This window comes from Occallatibacter sp. (assembly GCF_035317045.1).
In the GTDB taxonomy this organism is placed as follows: Bacteria; Acidobacteriota; Terriglobia; order Terriglobales; family Acidobacteriaceae; genus Telmatobacter.
Genome location: NZ_DATHHT010000035.1, coordinates 72,438 through 98,801, shown reverse-complemented (window position 1 = coordinate 98,801; position 26,364 = coordinate 72,438). Strand labels below are relative to the sequence as shown.

Here is a 26,364-nt window from a genome sequence, read left to right as displayed (position 1 = left end):
TTTCCGCCGAAGCAGAGGGACTCAGATGCAGATTCCCGTAACCGCTCTGGCGGCGGCCTGCAAAGCTTTCTCGAGGATCTGCCCTAGCCAACTCACTTCCGGCGTGTTCACGCAGTTCCAACCTGGGAAAGACAACAGTGATCAACAAGGGCTTACTGATGGGCGCGAAGACTCTTTGCTTTTCGAGTCCCGCGAACTACGATCCCTGCACGCAAAGACGATGGCCGATTTCCAGCAGGCAGCTCGAGCTGCTTCTCTCGCCAGTCAATGGCTCCACGTCTTCTTCGTCCAGTTCGACTGCTACGCTCTGCATGATCTGTTCGAGTGTCAACACAACCCTGAAACCGCTCTTCTTCCGTACAACGACGCCTTCCATCCCGGCGAAGGCACCCGAGCGGATCCGCGCAAGCTGCCCTACACGCAAGAGCGGATGCGGTTCGATCCGATGTTGCATGAGACCAGTACGCAACGCTTCAATCGCACCGTCAGGAAGCGGCGCAGGCTCACCCCCGGTACCCCCAACCACTGTCAGCGCTCCGGGGACACTCAAGACACTGACACGCTGAGAACGCTGAATACGCACAAAGATATAACCGGGGAAGAGCGGCAAATCCAACGTCACACGAGACCCGTCGCGCCATTTACGATCCGCCTGATAGAGCGGTAGGTAATGCTCAATTTCACGCTGACTCAAGTGCTGTGCAATGCGCTTTTCGTGGCGACACGTCGTATAGAGCGCGAACCAGCGCGAAGCACTGGTTACCTCCGCGCCAACCTCGGCTCCCGTACCTGCAACTTGGACATCCTCGAAAATGCTTCTCTGCAAGGCTTCGCCATCCTCACTTGGGGTGAAGGTATTCCACAAGGCAGTAAGAATTTGTTCAAAGCAACAATTGAGGAGGTTGGTTGGGGGAAGGATGAAAGCAAGTGCTTCCATCCAGTTGGCGCAGTGCGCGGGCACATGGTTGCCGGTCCATTCAATATACCAGCAAATTCACAAATATCGAGTTAAAATCAAGCCGCACCAAAGTACATGTGCCAATCTGTAAAATGCTCCAGTGCAAGCGCCTGCAAACATTTCAGGCGCAGGCAACCTTTTCCCAGCAAACTGCACCAAACTGCGCTCGTTCAACGTGATCATGACGCCTAAGCCATAAAACATCCACGGTAAAGTCGTTACCTTCGATTTCAGAAGTGCATATTCCTGGCCCGATTCACGATTACTCCACGATTACTTTTTTTGGCAGATATCGGCAGTTGTGTTTATCTCTTGGATACTAGCTTTCTTTAACCCGGTGATCCTTCGATCTCAGGCTTTGAACTGCCGCTGACTTCGGCATCGATCTGTGGTCGATCTTCGCCCTTTGGCCGTTTTTGCCAACGGATCACGCCTCCCAATTCGGTCGTATAAAAACACATTTGCATTCGACTGAAAGCCCGCAAGGCTAACTTCTCCCTATCCGCTAACCGACATCTTTTCTATTCAGTCCAAGCAGTCCAGGGTTCACTCGGTGCCTGCGGGCGAAACCCATGGTTGCTGCGATGAGACCCGAGAGCGAGCGGAGCTGAGGCTGATTCCCTACCGCAGCCCGAAGTACGAGATTTGGAGTTAACGATTTGAGATCCGCTCTTGTCGCATGTACCTTGCTGATTGCAACCCTTGCGGCGGCGCAAGGTAATTTGGCAGGTGCAAACCAGTCTCTCTTCGCCAACGGATCATCCTTTTATTATCCGGGCTTTGGCGCAGGTGGGGGCGGCCAGGCGGAACCCTCAGCGTATCGCATCGAGCGATTTACAAGAGTGAGTCTCTCCATTTCGGCCTCTCCGCTCGGACTTGGCGAACAGATATCTACCAATCTCAGTCCGAATCTGGACCTGCGTGTGCTCGGGAATTACATTTCGGTGAACACCGACCAGTTTTCACAGAAGGATTTCAGGATTGGGCTGAATGTGGGATTTGTGAACATGGGTGCGTCTACCGACTACTACCCACTTCACAAGCCATTCCGTTTGAGTGCCGGCTATCTCTTCTACAACGGAGACCGGGTTCGTGCAGAGCTAAAAGCCAACCAGAATGCGATCTTCACGATCAACAATATCGACTGGACATCAGACAACGCCGACCCCGTGCACGGTACCGGAAGGCTGACACTAGGCGGAAGCGGTTTTCTGCTCACGGCAGGATACGGCCGGATTGTTTCCCGCTCAGAGAAACACTTCAGCTTCCCGTTCGAAGCCGGAGTCGCCTTCATCAACACCCCTCACGCCACATTTAATCTCAGCGGACAAATATGTTCTAACCAGGGGATCAATTGTCTGCCGGCAGCCACGTATCCCGGTTTTGCAGATGCCCTCGCAGCGCAGCTGGTGACGTGGAATAAGGACGTTGCTCCGTACCATATCTATCCCATCATCGAAGGCGGCGTCGCCTACACATTTCGCATCAGGCGGTAGAGATGCGAATGAATCGTTGAGCCGAATCGATCATCCGAGCAGCTCGGCGACGACATTGGGAGTAGCCTGAAGCGCGGCGTCGATCTGCGATTGATCTTTGCCGCCAGCTTCGGCAATGTCGGGCCGGCCGCCGCCAGAGCCACCGACGAACTTCGCGATTGCACCGACCAGCTTGCCCGCCTGGATGCGCTTCGTCAGCCCCGGCGTGACGCCGGCAATAATGGCGACCTTTCCTTCGGGTTGCGCTGAAGCCAGCACCACCACGCCTTCGCCCAGCTTCTGCCTGAGATTGTCGACCAGCGTGCGCAGTTGACCGCGCTCCAGTGAATCGGCGCGATGCGTGAGCACTTTGACGCCCTTTACTTCTATTGCACGGCTGACAGCTTCATCAAGACCGCCGGCTGCGGACTTCATGCGGGCTTCTTCGAGTTCGCGACGCAGGCGTTTCAGTTCGTCTTCCTGCGAGGCAAACTTGGCGCGGAGACCTTCTGTCAGGTTCTCCACGGATGGGACGTACTGCCCGGCCAACTTGGCAACTTCGAAGTCGCGGCGGAAAGTATCGAGCGAACCAAGGCCACTGATGGCTTCGACGCGGCGGACTCCTGAAGAAACTGCGCTTTCGCCGGTCAGCTTGAGGAGTCCGATTTCGCCGGTGGCCGCGGTGTGCGTGCCGCCGCAGAGTTCGGTCGAGAAGCCGTCAGACAACTTCACTACGCGCACCTTGTCACCGTACTTCTCACCGAAGAGGGCCATGGCGTGGTACTCGTTGACAGCGACGTCGATGGGCACGTCGACGAGGGTTTCGACTTTGGCGTTGGCGAGGACTTCCCTGTTGACGATGTCTTCGACTTCCTGCAGTTCTTCGTCAGCGACCTGGGCGAAGTGGGAAAAGTCAAAACGGAGACGGTCAGGATGGACTGCTGAGCCGGCCTGCTTGACGTGAGTGCCGAGAACCTGGCGGAGAGCGGCGTGGAGCAGGTGCGTGCCGGTGTGATTGCGCTTGATGTTGTCGCGTCGCGCGCCATCGACGACGGTGTTGAGGTGATCGCCGACAGCGATGTCTTGTTTCAGGACGGCCTTGTGGGCGCGAACGCCCTGCACAGGGAGAACGCAGCCGGTGATTTCGGCAATGGTGGTGTTGCCGTCCGTCGACGTGAACCAGCCAGTATCGCCGACCTGGCCTCCGGAGTCGCCGTAGAAGCTGGTGTGATCGAGGACGACTTCGACTTGATCGCCGGCTTTGGCGGAAGGGACGCCGGCACCGTCCTTTACGATGGCGAGGACTTCGGCGTCATTGGCGTTGAGCTGCTTGTAGCCGAGGAAGTCGGTCTTGGCTAGGTCGCGGAAGGCGGGGCTGGCGGATTTTTGGCTGCCGCCTTTCCAACTGGCGCGCGCGCGGGATTGCTCCTCGGAGCGGGCGCGTTCGAAGCCTTCGTGGTCGAATTTGACCCCGGCATCGCGAGCGGCATCGACCATGAAGTCGAGGGGGAGGCCAAAGGTCTCGTAGAGATGAAAGGCATCTGCGCCGGGGAAGCTTACTTCCTGCCTGAGAAGGTGATTTGTACCGCACTCATCTCCCCAATACTCGCCACGAAATTCGGGGTACTTTTCCTGGATCTGATCATAGAGATCATTGATTTTGGCCACCTCAGGAAGCGCGGGGGTTGCCTTTTCAAGTAACACAAACTCGCCAAGCAACTTCTTCTTTTCGACCACGCGCGAAAGTTGTTCATCCAGTCGTGTGAGGCCGATTTTCAGGACACGATCGAATTGCTTCTCCTCTGCTTCCACGACTCTGGCGACGCGTGAAGCGGAGTCGGTCAATTCGGGATAGGCGCTCTGCATGAGATCGCGAACCGCGAAGACCATTTGATTGAGGAATGGCCTTTCCTGGCCGAGGAGACGGCCATGACGGATACCGCGACGGAGGATCTTGCGGAGGACGTAGCCGCGGCCTTCGTTGGATGGAAGAACGCCATCGTTGATCAGGAAGGTTGCGGCGCGCGCGTGGTCGGCAATGATGCGGAGGCTGGCGGCGTTGTCATCAGCTGTACGTGTCTGCTCTTCGATGGCTTTATCGCTGACATGTTTGCCGGTGAGTTCTTCTGCGCGTTCGATGAGCGGGGTGAACAGGTCTGTCTCGAAGTTTGTAATTTTACCCTGCAGCACAGCGGCTACGCGCTCGAGGCCCATGCCGGTGTCGATGGAGGGCTTGGGGAGGGGTGTCAGCTTGTAGCTGCTGGTCTTGCCTAGCGCGCCGACGACGGCGGAGCGGTCAAACTGCATGAAGACGAGGTTCCAGATTTCTACGTAGCGGGCTTCGTCTTTGCCGAAGGGGAGATCGACGCCCGGTGTTTCGGCGGCTTCGATGCCCATGTCGTAGAAGATCTCGGAACATGGGCCGCAGGGGCCGGTTTCGCCCATCTGCCAGAAGTTGTCTTTGAGGCCGTACTGAAAGATGCGCTCTTTGGGGACGCCGGTTTCCATCCAGAATTTCTCGGCTTCGTCATCGCGGGGAACTCCGTCTGCGCCCTCAAAAATCGTCACGTAGAGACGGTCTTTGGGGATACCCATCCACTGCTCGCTCGTCACTAGTTCCCAGGCGAAGGCAATGGCGTCGCGCTTGAAGTAGTCGCCGAAACTGAAATTGCCCAGCATTTCGAAGAAGGTGTGATGGCGGCGGGTGAAGCCGACGTTCTCCAGATCATTGTGTTTGCCGCCGGCGCGGACACACTTCTGACTCGTGGTAGCTCGGGAATATTCGCGCTTCTCAGCGCCGAGGAAGAGGTCTTTGAATTGATTCATTCCCGCGTTTGTGAAGAGCAGCGTGGGATCGTTAGCAGGCACCAGCGACGAAGAGTGCACCCGGCGGTGGCCCTTGGTCTCAAAGAAGCGCAGAAACAGCTCGCGAATTTCGTTTCCCGTGCGGAATTGCATGACTCTTTCAGTGTAACCACCTGCGGTGGGGCCATCCAAAGACCTGCGGTGGGGCAATACCCCGCTTCGTGGAATAAAGACTGGATCAGGGAGAATCGCGGAAGCGATTTCCGCATCTTATGTTGAAGATGCTCCCCGGAGGTTTTTCATGGACAAGGTTGCGATCCTGGCGCTGCTGACTGCCCGCTCAGACAAAGAGAAAGAAGTGGAAGAGTTTCTGAAGTCGGCGCAACCTCTGGCCGCACGTGAGCCCGGCACCACGACCTGGTATGCGCTGAAACTGGGAGATGGCAAGTTCGCAATCTTCGACACCTTCAAAGACGAAGCCGGCCGCAATGCCCACCTCACGGGCGACATCGCCAAGGCACTCTTTGCGAAGGCGGAGGGCCTGTTTTCGACTGCGCCCCTGGTGGAGAAGGTGGAGATTCTCGCTTCCAAGGCAACAGGCGCGTAGTTTCCGCTGCCTGCGGCCAGTTCGTTCGGTGCGACGTCCAACAGAGTATGCATGCTTACGAGCGGGGCCGGATTTTTCGGCTCACTTTGTTGAATGCCGGCCTTGCTGTTGCGCTTGGAACTGCTTCGCTGGCGACTGCGCAGCCTGGACATAATCTCACTATCGTGGCCTCGCGCGTGTTGAAGTTCAGCGGCGGAGATGTCCAGGTGGATTTCGCCGCTGGTCCTCTGGACCTCTCTCAGGATGCGGTGATGGCGCACGTGCAGGCCGCGGCTTCGGCCATCGTCGCGTACTACGGGCGCCTCCCTGTTGCTCGCGCGCGCGTTCTGATTGTGCCGGTGCCGGATCAGACGGGGATCGTGCAGGGCACCACGTGGGGCGACATGGCCGGGTATCCGGGAATGTCGCGGTTCCGGCTCGGACAGCATGCCACGCAGGACGATCTGAACGACGACTGGATGATGACGCATGAGCTCGATCACATGGCGTTCCCTTCCCTGCCTGACGATCAGCATTGGATGGAAGAGGGCCTGGCTACGTACGTTGAGCCCATCGCGCGCGTGGAATCGGGAGAATTGAAGCCCGGGCAGATATGGCATGACATGGTGCGCGACATGCACAAGGGCGAGCCGGCCGAAGGCGACCAGGGGTTGGATCATACGCACAGCTGGGGACGAACGTACTGGGGCGGGGCGATGTTCTGCCTGGTTGCGGATGTCGAGATCCGGCGGCAGACTGGAAACAAAAAGGGATTGCAAGATGCGCTGCGGGCGATTGTGGCTGCGGGCGGAACGATCGACCACGAGTGGCCGCTCGACCAGGCGCTGGCGATCGGCGACAAGGCCACGGGAACGCACGTACTGACCGATCAATATGCGAAGTGGAAGGACGCGCCTGTGACGGTGGACCTCGAGAAGCTGTGGGTGGATCTTGGGATTCGATGGAACGGCGGTGCGGTTGAGTTTGTGGATGATGCGCCGCTGGCGAAGGTACGCGTGGCGATTGCGCGACAGGCGCGGTGATTAATCAAGGAATGAGACTATCGAGCGTATAAAGAGTTCGAAAAGCAGATCCTTCGCGACGCTTACCCCACAGACTTTCAGTCCGCGGGGCTCCAACCTGCGTCGCTCAGGATGACACGCACTTGTAAATACGCCATCTGCCTCTATTCGCTCTGTGCACCTTCTTCGAGGTTGTCGAGGGCGGCGAGGGATTCGTCGGGGACATCCCACTTGCGGAGAATTTTGTAGATCACGCTGGTCGAGAAGCCGGCAGCTACGAGGCGGCGCATCACGCGCGCTGTTTCCTTTTCATTTGCAGGCTTGCGGATGCGCTTGCGTTCGAGGTGCTGACGGGCGAGGGTTTCTTCGTCGATATCGGCATAGCGGGCTTCAACGGCGTCTTTGACGATCTGCTTTGAGACGCCTTTCTGGGTGAGGGTCTGGCTGACGCGGCGCTGGCCGAGCTTTTCATTCTGCTGACGAAGACGGGCGTAGATCTCGGCGTAAGCCGCGTCGTCGAGGTAGCCGTTTTCCTTGAGGCGGGTGATGGTGACGTCGATGATCGCATTGCTGCGATCGCCGGGCTCGACGCGCATCCGCATCAGGCGGCGAAGTTCAGCTTCGGTGCGCATGTGGCGGGCGAGGGCCTTGATGGCGTAGTCGTAGAGGCCGGATTCGTTGAGGTGCGGCTTGGGCTTCACCGGTCTGTTCACTGTCCACTGTTCACTGTTTCGTCCATTGGTCGACCCAGTCGTTGACGGTTTTGTACCAGACCTGGCTGTTTTGCGGCTTGAGCACCCAGTGGCCTTCGTCGGGGAAGTAGAGCATTTTGCTGGGGACGTGGAGGAGTTGCAGGGTGTCGAAGAGTTGGTAGCCTTCGCTCACGTCGAGGCGGTAGTCGAGCTGCGAATGGACTACGAGGGTGGGTGTCTTGAAGTTTTTGGCGGACAGCGAAGGAGACCATTTGCGGAAAGGGTTGGTTGAGTCAGGCTTGCCGTAGTAGTCCCATGGATTGCCTTTGAACTCCCATTGGTTGAACCAGTCTTCTTCGGTGGAGCCGAAGGCGGATTCGGCGTTGAACATGCCGTCGTGGGAGACGATGCATTTGAATCGGTTGGTGTGGCCGAGAACCCAGTTGGCCATGTAGCCGCCGTAGCTGGCGCCGAGGCCGCACTCGCGCGATTTGTCGATGAAGGGGTAGTGCTGCTCGGCGTAGGTGAGTCCCGTCATGAGGTCGGTGAAGGGCTTGCCGCCCCAGTCGCCGTTGACGCGATCGACGAAGGCCTGACCGTAGCCGGTTGATCCGCCGGGGTTGATCATGACGACAACATAGCCGTTGGCGGCGAAGAGTTGGGCGTTCCAGCGGTAGGACCAGGCGTCGCCCCATGCGCCTTGCGGGCCACCGTGGATCAGGAATTTGACGGGGTATTTCTTGTTGGGGTTGAAGGATGGGGGCTTGATGAGGAAGCCTTGGACCTTGGTGCCGTCGGCGGCGGGGAACCAGAAGGATTCCATCTCTTGTAAATCGAACTGCGCGAGCAACGAGTCGTTTAGGTGTGTAAGAGCCTTGATGTCTTTCGTTACCGGATATAAAAAGACGGATTGGTCCTCCGCCATATCTTTCTTGGCGGGACGAATCTCGATGCTCGCGGGCGAGTCGAAGAGCCTCACTACTTCACCTGGCTGCGACACCGTCATTCGGGTCGCAAGAATCGATTGACTTGAGGCGATCGTTTGGATGCTGCTGTATTCACCCCTCCCCTGTGCAATGGTGGCCCAGACGGCCGCTCGGTCCTTCTGAATATCAATCTCATAAATCGGAGCTGCGCCATTGGAGCCAGCGACAAAGAAGATCTTCCCGGAATCCGCACTCCACGCGAACTCGTCTACCCAGTTGTCGAATTTTGGCAGCAAATCTTTGGTCGTTTTTGCAGCGCAGTCGTAGAGCATCAGGCGGAATTTGTCGCTTTCGTAGCCGGGGCGAAGCTGGCTGCGCCACGCTAAATATTTTCCGTCGGTGGAGTAGGCGGGGTTGAAGTCGCCGCCTTGGGATGTGCTGACTTTCACCGGTTTCGCTGCTGGGTTGGTGAGGTCGAGGGTGAAGATGTCGGCGTTGGTGCTGATGGCGGGCTCGGGGTCGAGGTTCTCGGTGAAGGCCAGTTCTTTCGAGTCGGGAGAGATGGCAAAGCCGCCACCGCCTTCGAGCGAGAAGGGGGGAACGTCGTGGGGATCATTGGGGGTGAGGTCGCGCCAGAGCAGAGCTGTCGGCGATGCGTTCTCCACATGAACGAGGAAGAGGTGGGAGCGCTTGGAGCCGGTGAAGTGGTTCCAGTGACGGTAGAGGAGGTGGGTGAAGATCTGCGCCTTGACCTTGCTGTCGGCTGCGGTCTTATCGCGATTGGCGTTGCATCGGTCGGCCGGCGAGCCCTCAGAGCCAGCCGTTTCTTCACTGAACACCGGGCAATCGGGATAGACCTCGGCCGTAAAGATGATGAACTTGCCGTCAGGAGACCACTTGGCGTTGTCGGGCTCGACGGAGTTGTGAGTCAACTGGAAGGGGCTGTCGAGAGGGGCGGCGTCATACGGATTGCGGGTCGCGCCGGTTGCGGGATCGAAGGCCGCAAGCCAGATTTGCTGCGAGCCGGAGCGGCTGGAGAGAAAGAGAATCCTCTTGCCGTCGGGGGAGAACTGGAGGCCGTCGTCGCCGGGCTGGGCGACGGCTAGCTTGATGGGATCTCCACCTGCGATGGGCTGCAGCCAGAGCTCCGCTGTTTTAGTGTTTTGCGCGAGATCGACGGTGGTCACACTGTAGCCCAGCCATTTGCCATCGGGCGAGACGGCGGTGGAGCCGAGACGCTTCATGTGCATCATGTCTTCAAAGGTCATGGGCCTTTTGGTTTGGGCTGGGGCGAGGGTGGCGGCGAGGAGGGCAGCAATAATTAGGTTGCGCATAAGTCTCTTCCCGGATTGAGCATCGCATCCCTGGTCTCAAATTCGAGACCAGTGGCACCCAGTTTTTGGGTCTCGGGCGAAGGAGAAGTGTACAACCGTGGGCCCGGTCCTAGCTGTTAGCCATGACCTTCGTTGTGGCGGGAAGAATTCACTCCGGAGTCTCGAACGCTGCGCGTTTCGAATCAGGTGCCCCGACGAAAAAGGGCAACTGCAGGTCCCTCGAGTGCGCTCGGGATGACAGCCTCAATTTTCCAAGTAAGGCGGGCTTAACCAAATAAGTCCAGACTCAGGCGGCTTGGAGTTCGAGGAGGATGCCGGCGCCTCTTGGTTCGAAGTTGAGGGCGCTGGCTTTGCCATTGTTTTCGCGGAGTATGCTGGCGCACATGCTTAGGCCGAGGCTGGTGGTTTCGTCGCCGGCGGGCTCGGGGATGAAGGGATCGAAAGCACGGGCGGGTACAGGGAATTTCGATCCGGAGTGGGCAACGAGAATATTCACCTGGTTTTTCTCGGCTACGGCTTCGAGGCGAACGGTCTTTTCATTGGAGGTGTCGAGTTTTTCGACCGCATCCATGGCGAACTGGAGGCAGTAGAGCACAGCCTGGCGGACCTGTTGTGCGTTGCCCAGGACGCGAGGCAGGGCCGGCGGGATGTGGACGCGGAAATCGATGGAGCGCTGGACGAACTCGGAGCGGTGGAGCTGCTCAAGGTCGTTGAGAAGCTCAGTGACGGAGATGGCGGCAATCTGATCGCCCTGGGGCCGCGACATGCGGGCGAGGCTTTCGAGGGTAAGGCGCATGTGGCGCGCCTCGTTGAGGATGGCCTCGATGGCCTTATGCGCCTGGGCACTGAGGTCCTCTGTTTCGTCGAGCAGCGAGGCGTAGCCAAGGATGACGGTGAGCGGATTGTTAAGCTGGCGGGTTACGTTTCCGGCGAGTTGGCCAAGGCCTACGAATTTCTCGGCGTCAACGAGTTTCTCTAGCATCATGGTCTGCCCGCGGACGGACTGCAGGCGTGAGGCGAGCACCTCGAGTGGGAGCAAATCGACGGCGGTAATGGGTTCGGCGGGATTCTCCAGGCCGGTGAGAAAGAGGGCGCCCTCGGTGGAGGTGCGACCGCGCAGGGGGATGGCTTCCAGGGTGGTGAGCTTGAGACGGCTGAGGTCGTCGCCGGGAACCAGAAACGGGTTGAGGTCGAGGCTGAAGGCAAGGCTGTGTTCGACGGCAGAGGGGCTCGAGCCGGGATCGAGGAATCCGGCGACGGGGATGCGGGTGACGAGGGCTTCGAGGCCGTTGATGGTAGCGTCGTCGAATCCAGCGGCGCCGGCGAGGCGGTAGCGGCCGGAACTCTGCAGGAGGATGAGCGCCGTCTGTTTGAACCGGCTATTGGAGACGATGGCCTGACAGATTGAGGTCGCCTGGCGGTCGAAGTCGTCGACACGGCGGCGGGCGAGGTTGAGCCGGGTGTAAGCCTCCAGCTCTTCGCGGGCGTGGCGTTCGCGCAGATGGGCGGCCTGGTTGGCGGCGAGCTGGTCTTCGAGGGCGAGCAGGATCATGCCGATGGCGGCGACGACCTTGGACAGGGCGAGGGCGCGAATGGTCCAGATGTCGGGCGCGCCATGATGCAGCAAGGGAAAGGTTTCTTCAATGTTCAGTGACCAGGCGAAGAAGCCGAGGCTGGCAAGGATGGTTCCCAGCGAGAAGCGGCGGAAGACGTAGAACACGAGCAGAGCGGTGACACCATGAAAGGCGCATTCGACGAAGTAGAGCGGCGAGTCGCCCCCGACGCGGACGCAGATCCAGAGCCCGGCGGCGCCGAGGATGATGCAGAGGGCGAGGGGGATGGCGCGGGGCATGTTGCGGTGCGAGATGGCCCAGGCGCAGCCGGCGAAGAGAGAGAGTCCCCCGAGGGCCGGGAAGATGAGGAAGGGCCAGCCGTCTGGCGTCTTGCCAAGGTAAACACCATAGATGAGGAAGGCGTAAGCGATGAGGGGAATGACGAAGGGAATGGCATAGAGGATGCGGACCCGACCGATGCGAAAGCCGAGTGGAGACATCGAGGCCAGAAAGAACGCGGAACTGACGAGCATGGACGACATGCCGATGGAGGCGATCCACGGATGAGCGAGGTTATCGTAGTAGTTCCCCCAGCCGAGGTTGTAGAACTGCAACATGCGGATGCAGGCGAAGAAGAAACCCAGGAGCCAGAGGAGGGTGCGGGTGTCGCGGAAGCGCAGATAGAGCTGAAAGAAGGCCGGCAGCAGGAGTACCGTGAGAATGAGCGCGGGAAGGTGATAGCTGTCCGGCATGGAATTGCGAATGTCTCCATCATCGACTGCATAGCGAAAAGGCAGCGTCAATCAACAGGATGCGGCGCCAGTATCAAAATATTCCCCGGGGGCTTTGCTCGCTGTCGTTAATGAGTGAGCTTAAACCATTGATGCCGCGAGGTAAATGGCGAGTTGAGGAGGATGGACGGTGAAGCACCCTCCTGCGAAACATAATCGGCTGATGGTGGCGCTGCGCTTCGACAGCTTTGCCAAGCGACGATTTTGCCGCCTTCCCGGCCGCATGTACATACGTCTAATGTGGTAGCGGAACGAGTGCGAGCGATTGGCGCCGGGAGCCTGAGCGGTACGCCGGGACCAGGCTGTGCGACGCAGAGGAGAAGTGCAACGGTGAGAAATCGATGGTGGTTGACGCTGGCGGCGCTGGCGGTATTGGGGCTGGCGGCGAGCGCGCAGTCAAAGGACACCTTTACGCCGATGCCGCTGGACTCGGGGTTTGGGAAGCTGGATCTCACCGATCCCACGACGCCACCGGAGGAGATTATCAAGAAGTTTGCGGCCAAGGAGAGCGAGTTCCAGGAGGCGCTGAATCACTATACCTATCGCCGGGAGGCTCGGGTGCAGACCGTCGACGACGACACCAATAAGACAGACGGCGAGTGGTACCAGGTGGATGACGTGACCTTTGATCCGACGGGGCGGCGCATGGAAAAAACGGTGTTTGCGCCGGAGAGCTCGCTGCAGCGGATCATGATGACGCCTTCGGATTTGCAGGATATTCAGAAGGGCTATCCGTTTGTGCTTACTTCAGCGGAGATTGCCCAATACAACGTGAAATATGTAGGAGCCCAGCAGGTCGACGAAGTGAAGTGCTACCTCTTCGACGTGTCGCCCAAGCAGATCGAGAAAAACAAACGGTATTTCCTGGGCCGCATCTGGGTGGATGCGACTGATCTTCAGATCGTGGTGACGAACGGGCGGATGGTGCCGGATGACACCCGCAAGGGGAGAGAGGATCTTCATCCGCCCTTCATGACGTGGCGGGCACAGATCGACGGCCACTTCTGGTTTCCGGTGTACACGAAGGGCGAGGGCGTGCTGCACTTTTCCAGTGGAAACGGGTACATGGGCCAGGACGTGCACATTCGCGACACGATTAAATACACCGACTACAAGCGGTTTGGATCGACGATCAAGCTGATCTACGACGGGCAGGATATAACGCAGAACGGACAGCAGCAGGGACAGCCGGCACAGCAAACGCCGCCTAAGCCACAGACGAAACCGCAGAACTAGTTCGGAGTTCTTAGTTCTGAGTCGCTGGTTAGAAGCGGAGGGAGAGGCAGCTCAGGCCACCGTCCATTTTTTGAAACTCGGACATGTTGAGGACAAGGGGGCTGAAGCCGCGTGCGGTCAGTTCGCCGTGGAGTTGTGGGAACCCCTCCGCGACCAGAACTCGCTGGTTCACGCGCACACAGTTGGCAGCATAGCTCTCCGCAGGACAGACGCGGATCTGGTTGAAGCGGGCGAATTGCGGATTGTCGGCCATCTCGTCCATCACGACGAGGGTGTTATCGCCGATGTAGCTGATGCCGCTCTTCAGATGCAGGATGGTGGTCATGGAGCGGACATCGATGGTGGATGCCGAATAGCCAATCGCGTTCAGGTGGGCGGCGAGTTGGCGAGCGCCTTCTTCGCTGGTGCGGTGCGAAATGCCGATGAAGACGTGGTCTTCGGCTTCGCAGATGTCGCCGCCATCGACTGTGCCCGTGGGGTCGATCAAAAACGTGCGGGAGTAGAAGCTCTCGACGACGGGCCGGATGGCCACAACTTCGCCCTCGCGGCTTGATGCTCCGGGGCGGGTAAAGATAGCGGCATGCGGGGTGAGGATGGCAGCGTCTTCGACGAAGGTGGAGTCGGGGTGGAGAAGATCGGGGTCGAGGACTGTGAGCTCCAGGCCGCATTCGCGCAGAGCATCGCAATAACGCGCGTGCTGGTGCAGGACTTCATCAAAGTGGGGAGTGCCGAGATCGACAGTGGTGAGGCCGTCGGCGAAGTTGCTGCCTGGGATGCGAACGATGGCGCGAGTAAACAAGCGCGAGGCTCCGGTGAGTGAATTGTGGGCCGGGTGCTTCAGTATACCGTCGCGGCCGTGCAGGAATGCGCAGGGTTATTCCAGCCAGAACGAATCTCAATAGAAGAGATACTTGCGCCAGCGGTCGTCGCCGCGGCCTAGCATGCGCATGATCTGGCGGCTGGTGTGCAGCGAGAAGGGGCGCGGCTCGCGGAGCAGGATCATGTCGTCGAGTTCGGCGAGCATGCGATTGCCTTTGCGACGGTTACAGGCATGGCAGCAGGCGACCAGGTTTTCCCAGGTTGAGTTGCCACCCCGCGAGCGGGGAATGACGTGATCGAGGGTCAATTCTCCAGAGGGCAAAACGACGCCGCAGTACTGGCACTGGTTGCGATCGCGCAGGAGGATGTTCTTGCGCGAGAGGGCGCGTGTCTGATGCGGGATGCGCCGATATTCAAGCAGGCGGATAACCGAGGGCATGGCGATGCGGCTGCGCTGCGCATGGAGCGTGAGGCCGTGCTCTTCTTCAGTGCGCGCGATGCCCTTGAGCACAAGCACGAGGGCGCGGCGCGCGCCGCAGATGTTGATGGGCTCATAGGACGCGTTAAGCACGAGCACCGGCATCTGCAGGATGTGGTTGGCGTGCATGGCCGTGTGCGTGCCTGACTCAGCAGCATAAGCGGCGGCGCGGGCGGCGGATTTTTGCTTGCGTGCATGAATCATGGCTTTTCCCAGCGACATCCTATTCCCCTCGTGAAAAAGGTTGATGAGTGGACGATGATGACGAATGCAGGCCTGCGAACTGTGAATCGGCGGCAGTAGGAATGCCGGGTTGAGCGCGTCTCGTATCAAAAGGAACGCTCTGGTTGAAATGGATGCGGCGGGCGCGGGCGAGCGTGGCAACGTAGACGCTGGCCGCCCCTGCCCTGACGAGAGACTGCGCGGCGGCGCGTGCAGTGGCGCCGGTCGTGAGGATGTCATCGACGAGCAGGATGTTGTTGCCCTGCACCGCAGATGGATCGGAGACCTTGAATGCGCCACGAACATTCTGGCGGCGCTGGCGCGGCGTGAGACCGGCCTGGCTCTCAGTGGAGCGCAGGCGCATGAGTGTGGCGGGCGCGAGGGTGAGATGCCAGCCGGGATGTGACTTGTGAAGGGCATCGATGGCGGATTTCGCCAGGGCACGGGCCTGGTTGAAACCGCGCTCCCTGTGCTTGGTGCGGTGGAGCGGCACAGGAACGACGAGAAGGCCGTCGGGCACATCAAGGGAAAGCTGCGCGATGGCTGCTGCGAGCATGGACCCGAGGCGGCGGGCAGCGGGATGGATACGGTCGTACTTCAGAGCGTGAATGGCGGAGCGCATGCGACCTTCGTAGGTGCCGAATGAAACGGCGCGTACAAACGAGGGCGGTGCGAGGCGGCAGGCGCGGCAGCATTGCGACGAGGCGATGCCTTCGACAGGCGGCTGGTCGAGGGAGTCGCCGCAACGTTCGCACACGGGGCCGCCATGGATTGGAATTTCAGTCCAGCAGGCATCACAAATTGGAGCGGAAGAGAGTTGCGGCAGCGGGGAGCCGCACAGGGCACAAGGGGCGGGAAGGAGGGTGGAACCGATTGCGTCCAGAGGACTTCGAAGCACGCGCGCAACGGCGCGCCAACGGGATGTCTCCGAAAGTGGACCGTCGATCGTCAGTGAACCGTAGTTCCTGCGGAAGACGCACCTCACTGGGGCCGGCGCGGTTTCTTTCTAAAGAACCGCCGCAGCGTCGTTACCTATATCTATAGCGATTGTGCAGATGTTTAGCAAGCCGGGTGCCAGATTTGACACCGCTGCTGTTTGCGTTTTCACGCGGTTTTATTGTGGCTCGATGGCGGTGAAAGCGCTACCTGGATAAGGAGATGAATGATTGTTGCAAGGGGTTTGGGCGGCGAACTTTTGGGGCCCGCCGCCTTGTTGCTTTTCAGCTCCACACCTGGCAGCTGAGAGGTCCTGTTCAACTATTCGCGCTCCTTGACGCTTTCACGGTCGAGGTTGTCGTCCATGTCGCTATCGCGTTCGACGGAGCGGTCGGTCGCGTCATGTTTGGTCGCATCGTGGATGACATCGCGGACATTGCCGACAGCCTTCTCGGCCTTGCCCTTCACCTGCTGCGCCGTCCACCTGGGTCTCGGTATCACCGGTCCACTCGCCTACCTGGCGCTTGGCGCGGCCTGCTGCGTCATCGATGGTGCCTTTAATTTTGTCGCTGTTCATGTATCCACCTCCGTGGAGTCACGTTCGTTTGGTTGCAAAAAGCGCGCACATGAGTGCGCGCTTTTTGAGTTGCTTGAAAAGTGAGGGGCGCGGGTTGCGCTAGAGTGCCGCTCTGCGTCCGGAGATCAGCTGGATCACCAGAACGACCAGGGCTAGCACGAGCAGAATATGGATGAATCCGCCCAGGGTGTAGCTGCTGACAAGGCCCAGCAACCACAGAACAAGGAGGACCACGAAGATTGTCCAGAGCATTACTAACCTCCCGAAACGCAGCGTATCTCTACAACAGGAACTTGGACGCCGACCTGAATGGCACAGGTTGTTCGTGTGGTGCAAATTCAAGCAGGAAAGATAGGGTGCAACTACACAAAGACGATTGGCATCGGCGGATTGAAGATGCTGATTCTTCAAATCCGTCGCGGGCACAGTACAGCGCCACACGCAACGAGCGCATCACAGAATGGAGGTCGCGTGAAACCAAACGCACCTTTGTGCGAACCCATTATCGATAATCGTGCGGCTTCAAGGTAGCAGAACAATCAGGGAGCTGATGCGCCGAACGACTTAGAGAACGAAGGAGAGACTATGCTGCTGATCATTCTTCTGATCATCCTGATATTTGGATTTGGTTATGGTGGTTACCGCGTTGGTCCCGGCTGGGGATATTACGGCGGAGGCGGGCTGAGTCTCATTTTGACGATCGTGCTGATTCTGCTGTTGCTGCGCGTCATCTGAAGACGCGGATGAAGACGGCGCCGGGTTCTGCCTCGCAGTCCCGGCGTGCCTTTCAAACCCGTTCGATAGGCATACCCTTGATGCGGTACACTTCAACCGTCAAGGGGGTCGTGTCTTTTGCAGATTCGCAGTCTTGTTTGTTGGGCATTCGTTGTCCTGATTGCGAGCGGCAGCACGAGTTCCCAGTCACCCCCGAGTCCTTCCCCACAGACGCAGAAACCGGGCATGAGCAGCGGCATCGCGTCTGGCGTGCAGTCGGCGCCGCAGTATGACGCGGAGAAGCGGCCGATCACGGCTGGTGGATTCGTCGATCAGGGCACCGTGGTCTTCGAAGATGACAGCAAGGCAGCGGGTCTGTCGGGGTGGGTCCACAAGATGGGCGTGCTGCAAAAGCAGTTCATCGTGGAGACGAACGGTTCGGGCGTCTGCCTGATCGACTACAACAACGATGGATGGCTCGACATCTACCTGGTGAATGGCTCGACCTTCGATGCTCTCGATGGGAAGGAGCCAACGCCGCACGCCGCGCTGTTCCGCAACAATCACGACGGGACGTTCACCGACGTTTCAAAAGAAGCCGGAGTGCAGAACGACCGGTGGGGCTATGGCTGCTCGGTTGCGGACTATGACAACGATGGCTGGCCCGATCTCTACGTTGGCAATTACGGGAAGAATCGGCTCTTTCACAACAATCGCAATGGCACGTTTACCGATGTGGCAGAGACGGCGGGAGTAGCGCTGGGCAACTGGTCGCCGGGTTCGACGTGGGGAGATTATGACGGGGACGGCAAGCTCGATCTCTACGTTACGGGGTATGTGCACTTCGACCGCAATAACCTGCCGATCGCAGGGACCAAGGCAGTGAACTATGCGTCGTGCCTGTATCGCGGCGTAAGCGTGAACTGCGGTCCTCGGGGGCTGCCGGGCGAACCGGATCATTTGTTTCACAACGACGGAAACGGGAAGTTTACCGATGTGACGGTGAAGGCGGGCGTTGAGGACAAGGACAAGTACTATGGATTCGCCGCCATCTTTGTGGATATCAATAACGACGACAAGCCTGACCTGGTGGTGGGAAACGATTCGGAGCCCAATTTTCTCTACATCAACAAAGGCGATGGAACATTCGACGATCAAAGCTATGTGTCTGGCTTTGCGCTGAACAAGGATGGGCGCGAGATCGCGTCGATGGGGATTGCCGCAGGCGACTACGAGAACAACGGGTTGATCGACTTCTTCGTGACGGACTTCGGCGACGATTACAAGGTGCTGTACCACAACGACGGCGATGCGAGCTTTACCGACGTGAGCTACAGGGCCGGCGTGGCGCAGACGACGATTCCGTTTGTGGGCTGGGGCGACGGGTTCCTCGATTTCGACAATGATGGATGGCTCGACCTTTTTGAGGTGAATGGGCACGTTTATCCGGAAGTGGACCTGCACGACTGGGGGACCACGTTTGCGGAGCGGACGCTGCTGTTTCACAACGTTCCGGATGGAACGGGCAAGGGGCGGAAGTTCGACAACGTGCCGCCGGTGAAGGGTTCGGGACTGGCGGTGGTGGTTCCGGGGCGCGGGGCGGCATTTGGCGATCTGTTCAATGATGGAAAGATCGATGTTGTCATCAACCCGGTGGATGGGCCGCCGGTGCTGCTCAAAAATGTGAATCCGGATCATCATCATTGGGTGGAGATGGGCTTGGTGGGGGGTCCGAAGAGCCCGCGCGATGCGACGTGCGCGACGGTGTATCTGCAAGCGAACGGAATGCGGCTACGGCAGGACGTGCTGTCGAGCGGGAGCTACATCTCGGCAAATGACCGGCGACTGCACTTCGGGCTGGGCGACGCGACGGATGCGGGTACGGCGGAGATTCACTGGCCTTCGGGAGCAAAGGAGACGGTGAAGATTCCGGCGGTGGATCGGATCTACACCATCGAAGAAGGCAAGGGGATCACGGGAGCGCTGTGCGGCGGGAAGCCCTGCGCCAATCCGAAAGCGCCTGATGCAGCGGCAAACACCGCGACGAAGTAGATCGATGCGAAGAGTGCTGAGCGTAGTTGGGGGAGTGTGGGGTCGTGACTGGCCGACAAGAAGCAGATTCTTCGCTCACCACCCCCAAACTGAAAAACGTTTGGGGCCCCGTTCGCTCAGAATGACACCTTCGATTTTTATCGAGAGCTTCAGAAACTCGATTTTGATTGCTGCCGCGCTGATTGGCATGTATGTGCCGCCGGCGGGATCGGCACAGAAGCCTACGCTAAACCATGATCAAAAGCCAAAGCCGGTGCAGGCTGGGCAGCAGCAGAGCGGGATGGGGGGCATCTCGTCGGCCGGCAACTTTGCGCCGGTGTATGACGCGGAGAAGCGGCCGATCACGGCGGGCGGCTTCGTCACGAACGGGACGGTGGTCTTTGAGGATGCGACCAAGGCTGCGGGGCTGAGCCGCTGGCAACATGTGATGGGCACGAAGACAAAGAAATACATTCTGGAGACAGATGGATCGGGCGTCGGACTGATCGACTACGACAACGACGGGTGGCTCGATATTTACCTGGTGAACGGATCGACATACGATGCGCTTACCGGCAAGCGGACGCCTCCACATGCCGCGCTGTTTCACAACAATCACGACGGAACGTTTACCGATGTGGCAGCGAAGGCGGGTGTGACGAACGATCGCTGGGGATTCGGCGTGGCGATCGCGGACTATGACAACGACGGCTGGCCGGATATTTTTGTCTGCAACTTCGGGAAGAACCGGCTGTACCACAACAATCACGACGGCACATTTACCGATGTTGCTGGGAGGGCCGGCGTTACGCTGGGCAACTGGTCAGACGGCGCGACGTGGGGCGACTACGACGGCGACGGGCGGCTGGATCTTTTTGTTTCGGGATACGTGCACTACGACCTCAATCACCAACCCGACCCAGCCAACGGGGATGTGCCTTTCGGCGATTGCCAGCTGCACGGGTTTCCCGTGATGTGCGGGCCGCGCGGATTGCCAGGCGAGCCCGATCACCTGTTTCACAACAATGGCGATGGAACATTTACGGATGTGAGCGTGAAGGCCGGGGTGGCGGATCCCGGACACTATTACGGATTCACGGCGATTTTTGTGGATGTGAACAATGACGGGAAACCGGACCTGCTGGTGGCAAACGATTCGAATCCGAATTATCTCTACTTGAACAAGGGCGACGGGACGTTCGAGGATCTCAGCTATGTTTCGGGATTCGCGCTGAACAACGATGGGCGTGAGATTGCTTCGATGGGGCTGGCGGTTGGCGATTACATGAACAACGGGCTCGTCGATATGCTGGTCACGGACTTTTCCGACGATTACAAGACGCTCTACCACAACGATGGCGACGCAAGCTTTACCGAGGTGGGGAGTGAGGCGGGAATCGCGCAGATTCCGGTGCCGTTTGTGGGATGGGGCGACGGATTTATCGATTTCGACAACGATGGCTGGAAAGACATCATGATGATCAACGGCCACGTGTATCCGCAGGTGGATGAGCACGACTGGGGAAGCACGTTTGCCGAACGGGCTCTGCTGTTTCGTAATCTGCACAACGGGAAATTCGAATATGTGCCGGCGGTAAAGGGGTCGGGGCTGGCCACGCTGACCTCTGGGCGGGGGGCAGCGTTTGGCGATCTGTTCAACAACGGGAAGATCGATGTGGTGATCAATCCGATCGATGGACCGCCGGTGTTGTTGAAGAACGTGAATCCGGACCATCATCACTGGGTGGAACTGAAACTGGTCGGTGGCGAAAAGAGTCCGCGCGATGCCGTGGGAGCGACGGTATACCTGAACGCGAATGGCGTGAGGCAGCGCCAGGATGTGATGAGCGGGGGAAGCTACATCTCTTCCGACGACCAGCGTCCGCACTTCGGGCTGGGCGATGCGACCGATGCGGGCAACGCGGAGATCCATTGGCCGTCGGGTGCGATGGAGAAGCTAAAGCTGCCGGCAGTAGATCGGATTTTCACGATCACCGAGGGAAAAAGAATTACCGGTGTGCTGTGCGCGAAGCAGCCGTGTTTGACGAAGACGCGCGCGGTGAAAGCCCACAAGCCGTAAACGAAAAGCAACAGCAAGACCCCTTCCGCTTCGCTGACGGCAGGCTTTCGACTCACTGCGCTGCGCTGCGTTGGCTCAGGATGACGAGCTTTTAGCGGGGAATGTTGAGAAAAGCCGGACTTGGCCGGTATCGGCGGGTGGATTCTCTGCTGCGCCCTGGAATAAATCCACACGGCATGCGCGTCCGGTTGGTGTTGCCGGAGATTCCGCGCTAAAACACTCCTGCCATGAAGCTTTCAGCGTGGCGCTCGGTCATATGTTTGACGCCGTTCTGGGCAAGCACCGCTGGAGATAACGTGAAGACCGGGCAGTGCGAGTGAGCCAGCACTTTGTAGACGACGCCATGACGGGTGATCGCGGCAAAGGCGGAGGCACCGTGTGCGCCAAGAACAATGAGGTCGGCCTGCTGGGCGCGGCTCTGGTAGAGCAGTTCCTCGGTCGGATCGCCGGGAACGACGATGGTCTGGATGGAGATCTGATCGCGCAGTTCGATGGGAATAAGGCAGAGGAGGTCGGTCTCGATCTCTTCGATGGTGTGGCCGGCAAGGACTTCGGCGCGATCCTGGGGGCGAATGACGTGTTGGAGGACCAGGCGCGCGTTGTGCTGGAGTGCGAGTTCGGCGGCGAAGGTTGCCACGACGAAGCTGCTCTCGATGAGACTGACGGCGGAAAGAATGGTGCGGGTGGCGAAGTTGCGGTAGGCGCCGTCGACGACTTCGGGGCCGATGATAAAGACCGGGACGTTCGCAGAGCGGAGTACGGCCTCGGCGACGGAGCCGACAAGAATCTTACCGATGGGACCGGGCGAGTGGGTGCCCATCACGATGCGGTCGATGTGGCGCTCGCGGAGATAGCCGAGAATCTGGTCGGCTGCGAGGCCCGGACGCACGACCACTTCGCAGTGGACGCCGGACTGGCGAGCACGCTGGACGAGGGGCTCGAGCTGCTGAACTTCGGAGCGGGCCGCGGCAGCGTAGTCGTAGTAGCGGATGCCAGAAGTCTCAGAGGCAGCCACGACCAAGGTGTCATAGGCGTGAAACACCACGAGATCAGCGGCGAATTCCCTTGCCTGCGCGAGAGCGAAGTTAAAGGCGCGGTCGTTGGCAGGGATTTCAGAAGCAAAAAGGATGGTGGAGGGTTTGCTCCAACCCGGCTTAATGGCCATGGGGAACCTCCTTCGAGTGCTTAAAGATATTAGGCTGCTTCCAAACTGCGATCAGTGCCCTAGGCCACACGAATGAGTGATTTAGATCACTTGCTAAGTCGGTAGCTGCGTCGGTTGCGTTTCCTGATCCTCAACCCAACGTGACGAGTGAAAAGCGCGGGAGGATCACCTCGTTGAATTGGATTTTGTACCTATCCCGGGAATTTATCAAGACGCGAAGGGGCCTAGTGGGACGAAATTGTTGATTATTTGGTGATCTAAATCACTGAACGGTGTATGCCGGCGGTGCTCTTCTGTATGAGAAACGAAGCATTTGCTGCACCGAGGAGGTCGGAAGTCGTATGCAACAACAACCAATGCATCACATACCGGCGCGTGGCGGGTTGAATTACGACGAGGCGCCGTTCCTGGCGATCTGGGAGGTCACGCAGTCCTGTGATTTGGCGTGTAAACATTGCCGGGCGGCGGCACAACCGATTGCGCATCCCGATCAACTGAGCACGGCCGAGGGCAAGGCGCTGATCGACCAAATCGCCGAGATGCACATTCCGATTTTCGTGTTCACGGGCGGCGATCCGTTGAAGAGGCCCGACGTTTATGAACTGATCCGGTATTCTGCGGAGAAGGGCGTGAAAGTGGCGGTGACGCCGAGCGCCACTCCGCTGCTGACGCGGGATGCGATCTTCAAGATGAAGGAAGCTGGCGTGGTCCGGCTGGGAATATCGCTGGACGGGTCATCGCCGGAGATTCACGACAAATTCCGCGGATTGCAGGGCGCGTGGGCGCGAACGATCCAGGCGGTGGAGTGGGCCGGTGAAGCCGGTCTGCCGATCCAGGTGCACACCACGATCAGCCGGCATAATGCGGACGATCTGGACAACTTGTGCGCGCTTTTCGAAAAGCTCAACATCGTGATGTGGAACGTGTTCTTTCTCGTACCGGTGGGACGCGGGCAGCTAGGGGATCTGCTGAGCGGTGAAGAGTTTGAACAGGTGTTCGGGAAGATCTACGAGCTGTCGAATCGGGTGAGCTTCCAGATCAAAACGACAGAGGCGATGCATTACCGCCGCTACTTGCTGCAGCACAACCTGCAGGAGCGGAAGATGGGGCATGGATCCGGCCATCCGGTGGGCGTAGCGCGGGAGTATGAGCCAGGTGCGCCTGAGGCCGATGCGAAGACGCGGACTTCGAACTGGATGACACGACGTGTTAACGACGGGAAGGGGTTCCTGTTCGTTTCGCACATGGGGAACGTATATCCGAGCGGCTTTTTGCCGATTCATGCGGGGAACATTCGCGAGACACCCCTGGCCGAGATTTACCAGAACGCTCCTATCTTCAAGGCATTGCGCGACACGAAGCAGCTTGAGGGCAAGTGCGGAGCATGCGAGTACAAGGAGATTTGTGGTGGGTCTCGGGCACGGGCCTACGCAGTAACGGGCGATCCGCTGGCGCAAGAACCTTGTTGCATTTATCAACCGAAGAATTGGATTCCGTCCGATACGCCGGCGAAGTGTCAGCCGGAGTTTGCGGGTCCGCTGGTGACGTTATAACTATCTAGATTTGCGGGTGTGGTGGTCAGGCCGGGGCGATGAGTCCCGGCCTGATGTTTTGGATGGAGAGATTCGGCAACGATTCATCGCTGCCAAAGCCGCATGGACAACTATCCCTTCCATTTGGGCGTCGAGATAATGAAGCGTATAAGTGATTTAAATCACCCTCGGATCGGGATTGGAGGTTAATTCTGTTGTAGGGGGATTTGGGTCTGACCCGGAGTTTTCGCTGAATGGGTCACCACCCTGTCCGGTGTGTTATCAAGAGACTGAGGACACGGATGCGGGTAGCAATCATCGGAGGCGGAATCGCGGGGCTGGCTGCCGCCTATGAGCTCGAGAAAGCGCGCAAAGCGGGTGCGGAGGTCGAGTACACGCTTTTTGAGTCGCGGGAGCGGCTGGGGGGGGCGCTCGCATCGGAGACCGTGAAGGGTGTGGTGCTGGAGCGGGGACCTGATTCGTTTTTGAGCGAGAAGCCGGCGGGAGCAGAGCTTTGCCGCGAGCTGGGACTAGGTGATCAACTGACGCCCTCGAACGATGCAAATCGCAAGACGTACATCGTAGTAAAGAACCGGTTGGTTTCGTTGCCGGACGGGCTGATGTTCTTGATTCCGACGAAGCTGGTGCCGACCGCACTGTCGGGACTTTTCAGCCCGGCGACGAAGATCCGGATGGCGCTTGAGCTGCTGCATCCGCCGCGCCCGAGCGGGCAGGACGAGTCAGTGGCAGCACTGGTGAAGAGGCACTTTGGCCAGGAGGCTGTGGACAGGCTGGCGGATCCGTTGTTGTCGGGGATTTACGGTGGCGACGCGACCCAGCTGAGTGCGCGCACGGTGCTACCAAAGCTGGTTGAAATGGAAACGGAGTACGGATCGCTGACGCGCGGAATGCTGGCGGCACACAAGCAAATGCGGGCCAGGATGGCGGCGCGGAATGCGAGTGCGAATGGCACGGCGCCGGGACAGGGTGGGGAAAAACGTGCAGTGCCGCGTTCGATTTTCACGACGTTGAAAGGCGGCTTGCAGCAACTGGTGGATGCACTGGAGACACAGCTCAATCCGAAGTGGGTGCGGAAGTCAACCGCGGCGACCGCGCTGGAGCGAGTTGGGAATGGCTGGCGCGTTCGGCTGGCCGGTGAAGATGCAATCTACGATGCAGTGATCGTGGCGTCGCCAGCGTGGGCGGCGGGAGGGCTGCTAGCGGCCACAGATGCAGCGCTGGGCGATGAACTGAGCGCAATTCCCTACTCTTCATCGATCACCGTAAATCTGGTTTTCGACGAGGCCCAGCTGGGACGGCTGCCGGATGGCTTCGGATTTCTGGTGCCGGCAGTGGAAGGGCGCGCGATGCTGGCGTGCACGTTTGTGCACCGGAAGTTTGTGGGCCGGACGCCCACGGGCAAAGCGGTGCTGCGGGCGTTTCTGGGCGGCCAAAAGAACGAAGGGCTGCTGGACCAGAGCGACGAGGTGCTGGTGGCGACGGTACGGCGCGAGTTGAGCGAGATTCTCGGGTTGCGCGTGGTGGGGCCGCACATTCCTGCGGAAGCGACACAGGTTTCGCGTTGGCGGCGGGCGATGGCGCAGTACTCGGTCGGCCACCAGGAGCGCATGAAGCGCGTCAAGGAACTCGTGGCTGCGCTGCCAGGGCTGCGGCTGGCCGGGAATGCGTATGACGGGATCGGAATTCCGGATTGCATTCGCACGGGACGGCAGGCGGCGAAGGACTTGATGGCGGAGAAACAGACGACGACTTCCAACTCTTAGCTTCAGCCATCAGCTGTCAGAGGACGTTGAGTCGCTGCAAGCCCGAAGAGAACCCGCGAATCGGACGCAGACTGGATCAATAGATCGACCAGACTCCGGGAGTAGCGATCTCTACGAGGTGGCGGTCCGGATCGCGAAAATAAACACTCTCGCCGCCCAACTCCCACTTGCGCTTCTCTTCTACCACAATTCCGTTTTCTGCCAGCCAGGTTTCCCACGCTGGCAGCTCGGAAGCCGGAATTGCGAAGGCGAGATGAAGCTCGCCGTCGCCATCGTGCGGAGATTGGATATGCCGCGAACCACCTTTCTTGAAGAGCAACAGCACCTGGCGGTCGCCGCATCGCATGGCGCAGCCGCGCTCGCCGAAATCACTGATAACCTGAAGCCCGAAAATCTTCTCGTAAAATCGAACCGAAACGGAGACATCGTTGACGTAAAGAGATGACTCAAGGACCCCTTCGGACTTGGGAATCATGTTGACCCTCCAGAGGACTGCATTATGGTATCGCGGGATTGTTGAACTGGGGCGCATTCAAGGAATGCCGTAAACCGCCAGCACGGATACGCGCAACCCATGGGTTGCGCTTCTTGAAGAGCAACCGCGGATCCTTCACTTCGTTCAGGGTGGCAGCCAGTATTAGAAATGTT

At 59.0% G+C, this 26,364-nt stretch carries 21 protein-coding genes; 9 read left to right on the top strand and 12 right to left on the bottom strand.

Annotated elements, in window-relative coordinates; all coding sequences use genetic code 11:
• Positions 1 to 196: 196 nt before the first annotated feature.
• Positions 197 to 826 (bottom strand): UpxY family transcription antiterminator, encoded by a 630-nt coding sequence (locus VK574_RS17265; protein WP_472801109.1) that lies wholly within the window; start codon positions 824 to 826, stop codon positions 197 to 199.
• Between the two features lie 791 nt (positions 827 to 1,617).
• On the opposite strand from VK574_RS17265, the gene VK574_RS17260 reads away from it, so the two are divergent.
• Entirely contained in the window at positions 1,618 to 2,454 is an 837-nt protein-coding gene (locus VK574_RS17260; RefSeq protein ID WP_472801108.1) for a hypothetical protein, read from the top strand.
• Positions 2,455 to 2,484: 30 nt separating this feature from the next.
• On the opposite strand, the gene alaS is transcribed toward VK574_RS17260, so the two are convergent.
• Positions 2,485 to 5,391, bottom strand: coding sequence for an alanine--tRNA ligase (gene alaS, locus VK574_RS17255; protein WP_472801107.1), 2,907 nt, complete (start codon positions 5,389 to 5,391; stop codon positions 2,485 to 2,487).
• A 148-nt stretch (positions 5,392 to 5,539) separates the two neighbouring features.
• Between alaS and VK574_RS17250 the strand changes: the two genes are divergently transcribed.
• Both VK574_RS17250 and VK574_RS17245 read left to right on the top strand, forming a co-directional pair.
• Positions 5,540 to 5,845, top strand: a complete 306-nt coding sequence (locus VK574_RS17250) for a putative quinol monooxygenase (RefSeq protein WP_472801106.1) — start codon at positions 5,540 to 5,542, stop codon at positions 5,843 to 5,845.
• An 86-nt stretch (positions 5,846 to 5,931) separates the two neighbouring features.
• On the top strand, positions 5,932 to 6,867 hold the full coding sequence (locus VK574_RS17245; RefSeq protein WP_472801105.1) for a gluzincin family metallopeptidase: 936 nt from the start codon (positions 5,932 to 5,934) through the stop codon (positions 6,865 to 6,867).
• A 143-nt stretch (positions 6,868 to 7,010) separates the two neighbouring features.
• Here VK574_RS17245 and VK574_RS17240 read toward each other — a convergent pair whose 3' ends face one another.
• The 3 genes from VK574_RS17240 to VK574_RS17230 all read right to left on the bottom strand — a co-directional run bounded on the left by VK574_RS17240 (position 7,011) and on the right by VK574_RS17230 (position 12,154).
• Entirely contained in the window at positions 7,011 to 7,559 is a 549-nt protein-coding gene (locus tag VK574_RS17240) for a regulatory protein RecX (RefSeq protein WP_472801104.1), read from the bottom strand.
• 10 nt (positions 7,560 to 7,569) lie between these two features.
• On the bottom strand, positions 7,570 to 9,798 hold the full coding sequence (locus VK574_RS17235; protein ID WP_472801103.1) for a dipeptidyl-peptidase 5: 2,229 nt from the start codon (positions 9,796 to 9,798) through the stop codon (positions 7,570 to 7,572).
• A gap of 286 nt (positions 9,799 to 10,084) precedes the next feature.
• Positions 10,085 to 12,154, bottom strand: a complete 2,070-nt coding sequence (locus tag VK574_RS17230; protein ID WP_472801102.1) for a sensor histidine kinase — start codon at positions 12,152 to 12,154, stop codon at positions 10,085 to 10,087.
• Between the two features lie 318 nt (positions 12,155 to 12,472).
• Between VK574_RS17230 and VK574_RS17225 the strand changes: the two genes are divergently transcribed.
• Entirely contained in the window at positions 12,473 to 13,378 is a 906-nt protein-coding gene (locus VK574_RS17225) for a hypothetical protein (protein WP_472801101.1), read from the top strand.
• A gap of 28 nt (positions 13,379 to 13,406) precedes the next feature.
• Here the strand turns inward: VK574_RS17225 and VK574_RS17220 are convergent, their stop codons facing one another.
• The 5 genes from VK574_RS17220 to VK574_RS17200 all read right to left on the bottom strand — a co-directional run bounded on the left by VK574_RS17220 (position 13,407) and on the right by VK574_RS17200 (position 16,662).
• Positions 13,407 to 14,177 carry a dimethylarginine dimethylaminohydrolase family protein gene (locus VK574_RS17220; RefSeq protein ID WP_472801100.1) on the bottom strand — a complete coding sequence of 257 codons (771 nt, stop codon included), beginning with the start codon at positions 14,175 to 14,177 and terminating at the stop codon, positions 13,407 to 13,409.
• 96 nt (positions 14,178 to 14,273) lie between these two features.
• Positions 14,274 to 14,879 carry an HNH endonuclease gene (locus tag VK574_RS17215; protein WP_472801099.1) on the bottom strand — a complete coding sequence of 202 codons (606 nt, stop codon included), beginning with the start codon at positions 14,877 to 14,879 and terminating at the stop codon, positions 14,274 to 14,276.
• Positions 14,880 to 14,898: 19 nt separating this feature from the next.
• Entirely contained in the window at positions 14,899 to 15,795 is an 897-nt protein-coding gene (locus tag VK574_RS17210; protein ID WP_472801098.1) for a double zinc ribbon domain-containing protein, read from the bottom strand.
• Between the two features lie 359 nt (positions 15,796 to 16,154).
• Positions 16,155 to 16,334 (bottom strand): hypothetical protein, encoded by a 180-nt coding sequence (locus VK574_RS17205; protein WP_472801097.1) that lies wholly within the window; start codon positions 16,332 to 16,334, stop codon positions 16,155 to 16,157.
• Positions 16,335 to 16,509: 175 nt separating this feature from the next.
• Positions 16,510 to 16,662 carry a lmo0937 family membrane protein gene (locus VK574_RS17200; RefSeq protein ID WP_472801096.1) on the bottom strand — a complete coding sequence of 51 codons (153 nt, stop codon included), beginning with the start codon at positions 16,660 to 16,662 and terminating at the stop codon, positions 16,510 to 16,512.
• Positions 16,663 to 16,995: 333 nt separating this feature from the next.
• On the opposite strand from VK574_RS17200, the gene VK574_RS17195 reads away from it, so the two are divergent.
• From VK574_RS17195 to VK574_RS17185, 3 genes are all read left to right on the top strand, one after another.
• On the top strand, positions 16,996 to 17,145 hold the full coding sequence (locus VK574_RS17195; protein WP_472801095.1) for a DUF3309 family protein: 150 nt from the start codon (positions 16,996 to 16,998) through the stop codon (positions 17,143 to 17,145).
• A gap of 225 nt (positions 17,146 to 17,370) precedes the next feature.
• Positions 17,371 to 19,176 carry a CRTAC1 family protein gene (locus VK574_RS17190; protein WP_472801094.1) on the top strand — a complete coding sequence of 602 codons (1,806 nt, stop codon included), beginning with the start codon at positions 17,371 to 17,373 and terminating at the stop codon, positions 19,174 to 19,176.
• A 121-nt stretch (positions 19,177 to 19,297) separates the two neighbouring features.
• On the top strand, positions 19,298 to 21,235 hold the full coding sequence (locus VK574_RS17185; RefSeq protein ID WP_472801093.1) for a CRTAC1 family protein: 1,938 nt from the start codon (positions 19,298 to 19,300) through the stop codon (positions 21,233 to 21,235).
• A gap of 211 nt (positions 21,236 to 21,446) precedes the next feature.
• Here the strand turns inward: VK574_RS17185 and VK574_RS17180 are convergent, their stop codons facing one another.
• Positions 21,447 to 22,400 (bottom strand): universal stress protein, encoded by a 954-nt coding sequence (locus VK574_RS17180; RefSeq protein WP_472801092.1) that lies wholly within the window; start codon positions 22,398 to 22,400, stop codon positions 21,447 to 21,449.
• 341 nt (positions 22,401 to 22,741) lie between these two features.
• Here VK574_RS17180 and VK574_RS17175 point away from each other — a divergent pair, with 341 nt between their 5' ends.
• The gene (locus VK574_RS17175) at positions 22,742 to 23,953 is read left to right on the top strand and encodes a TIGR04053 family radical SAM/SPASM domain-containing protein (RefSeq protein ID WP_472801091.1); all 1,212 of its coding nucleotides are present in this window, start codon (positions 22,742 to 22,744) and stop codon (positions 23,951 to 23,953) included.
• Positions 23,954 to 24,234: 281 nt separating this feature from the next.
• The gene (gene hemG, locus VK574_RS17170; RefSeq protein ID WP_472801090.1) at positions 24,235 to 25,716 is read left to right on the top strand and encodes a protoporphyrinogen oxidase; all 1,482 of its coding nucleotides are present in this window, start codon (positions 24,235 to 24,237) and stop codon (positions 25,714 to 25,716) included.
• A gap of 76 nt (positions 25,717 to 25,792) precedes the next feature.
• On the opposite strand, the gene VK574_RS17165 is transcribed toward hemG, so the two are convergent.
• Positions 25,793 to 26,191, bottom strand: coding sequence for a VOC family protein (locus VK574_RS17165; RefSeq protein ID WP_472801089.1), 399 nt, complete (start codon positions 26,189 to 26,191; stop codon positions 25,793 to 25,795).
• Between the last annotated feature and the right edge of the window lie 173 nt (positions 26,192 to 26,364).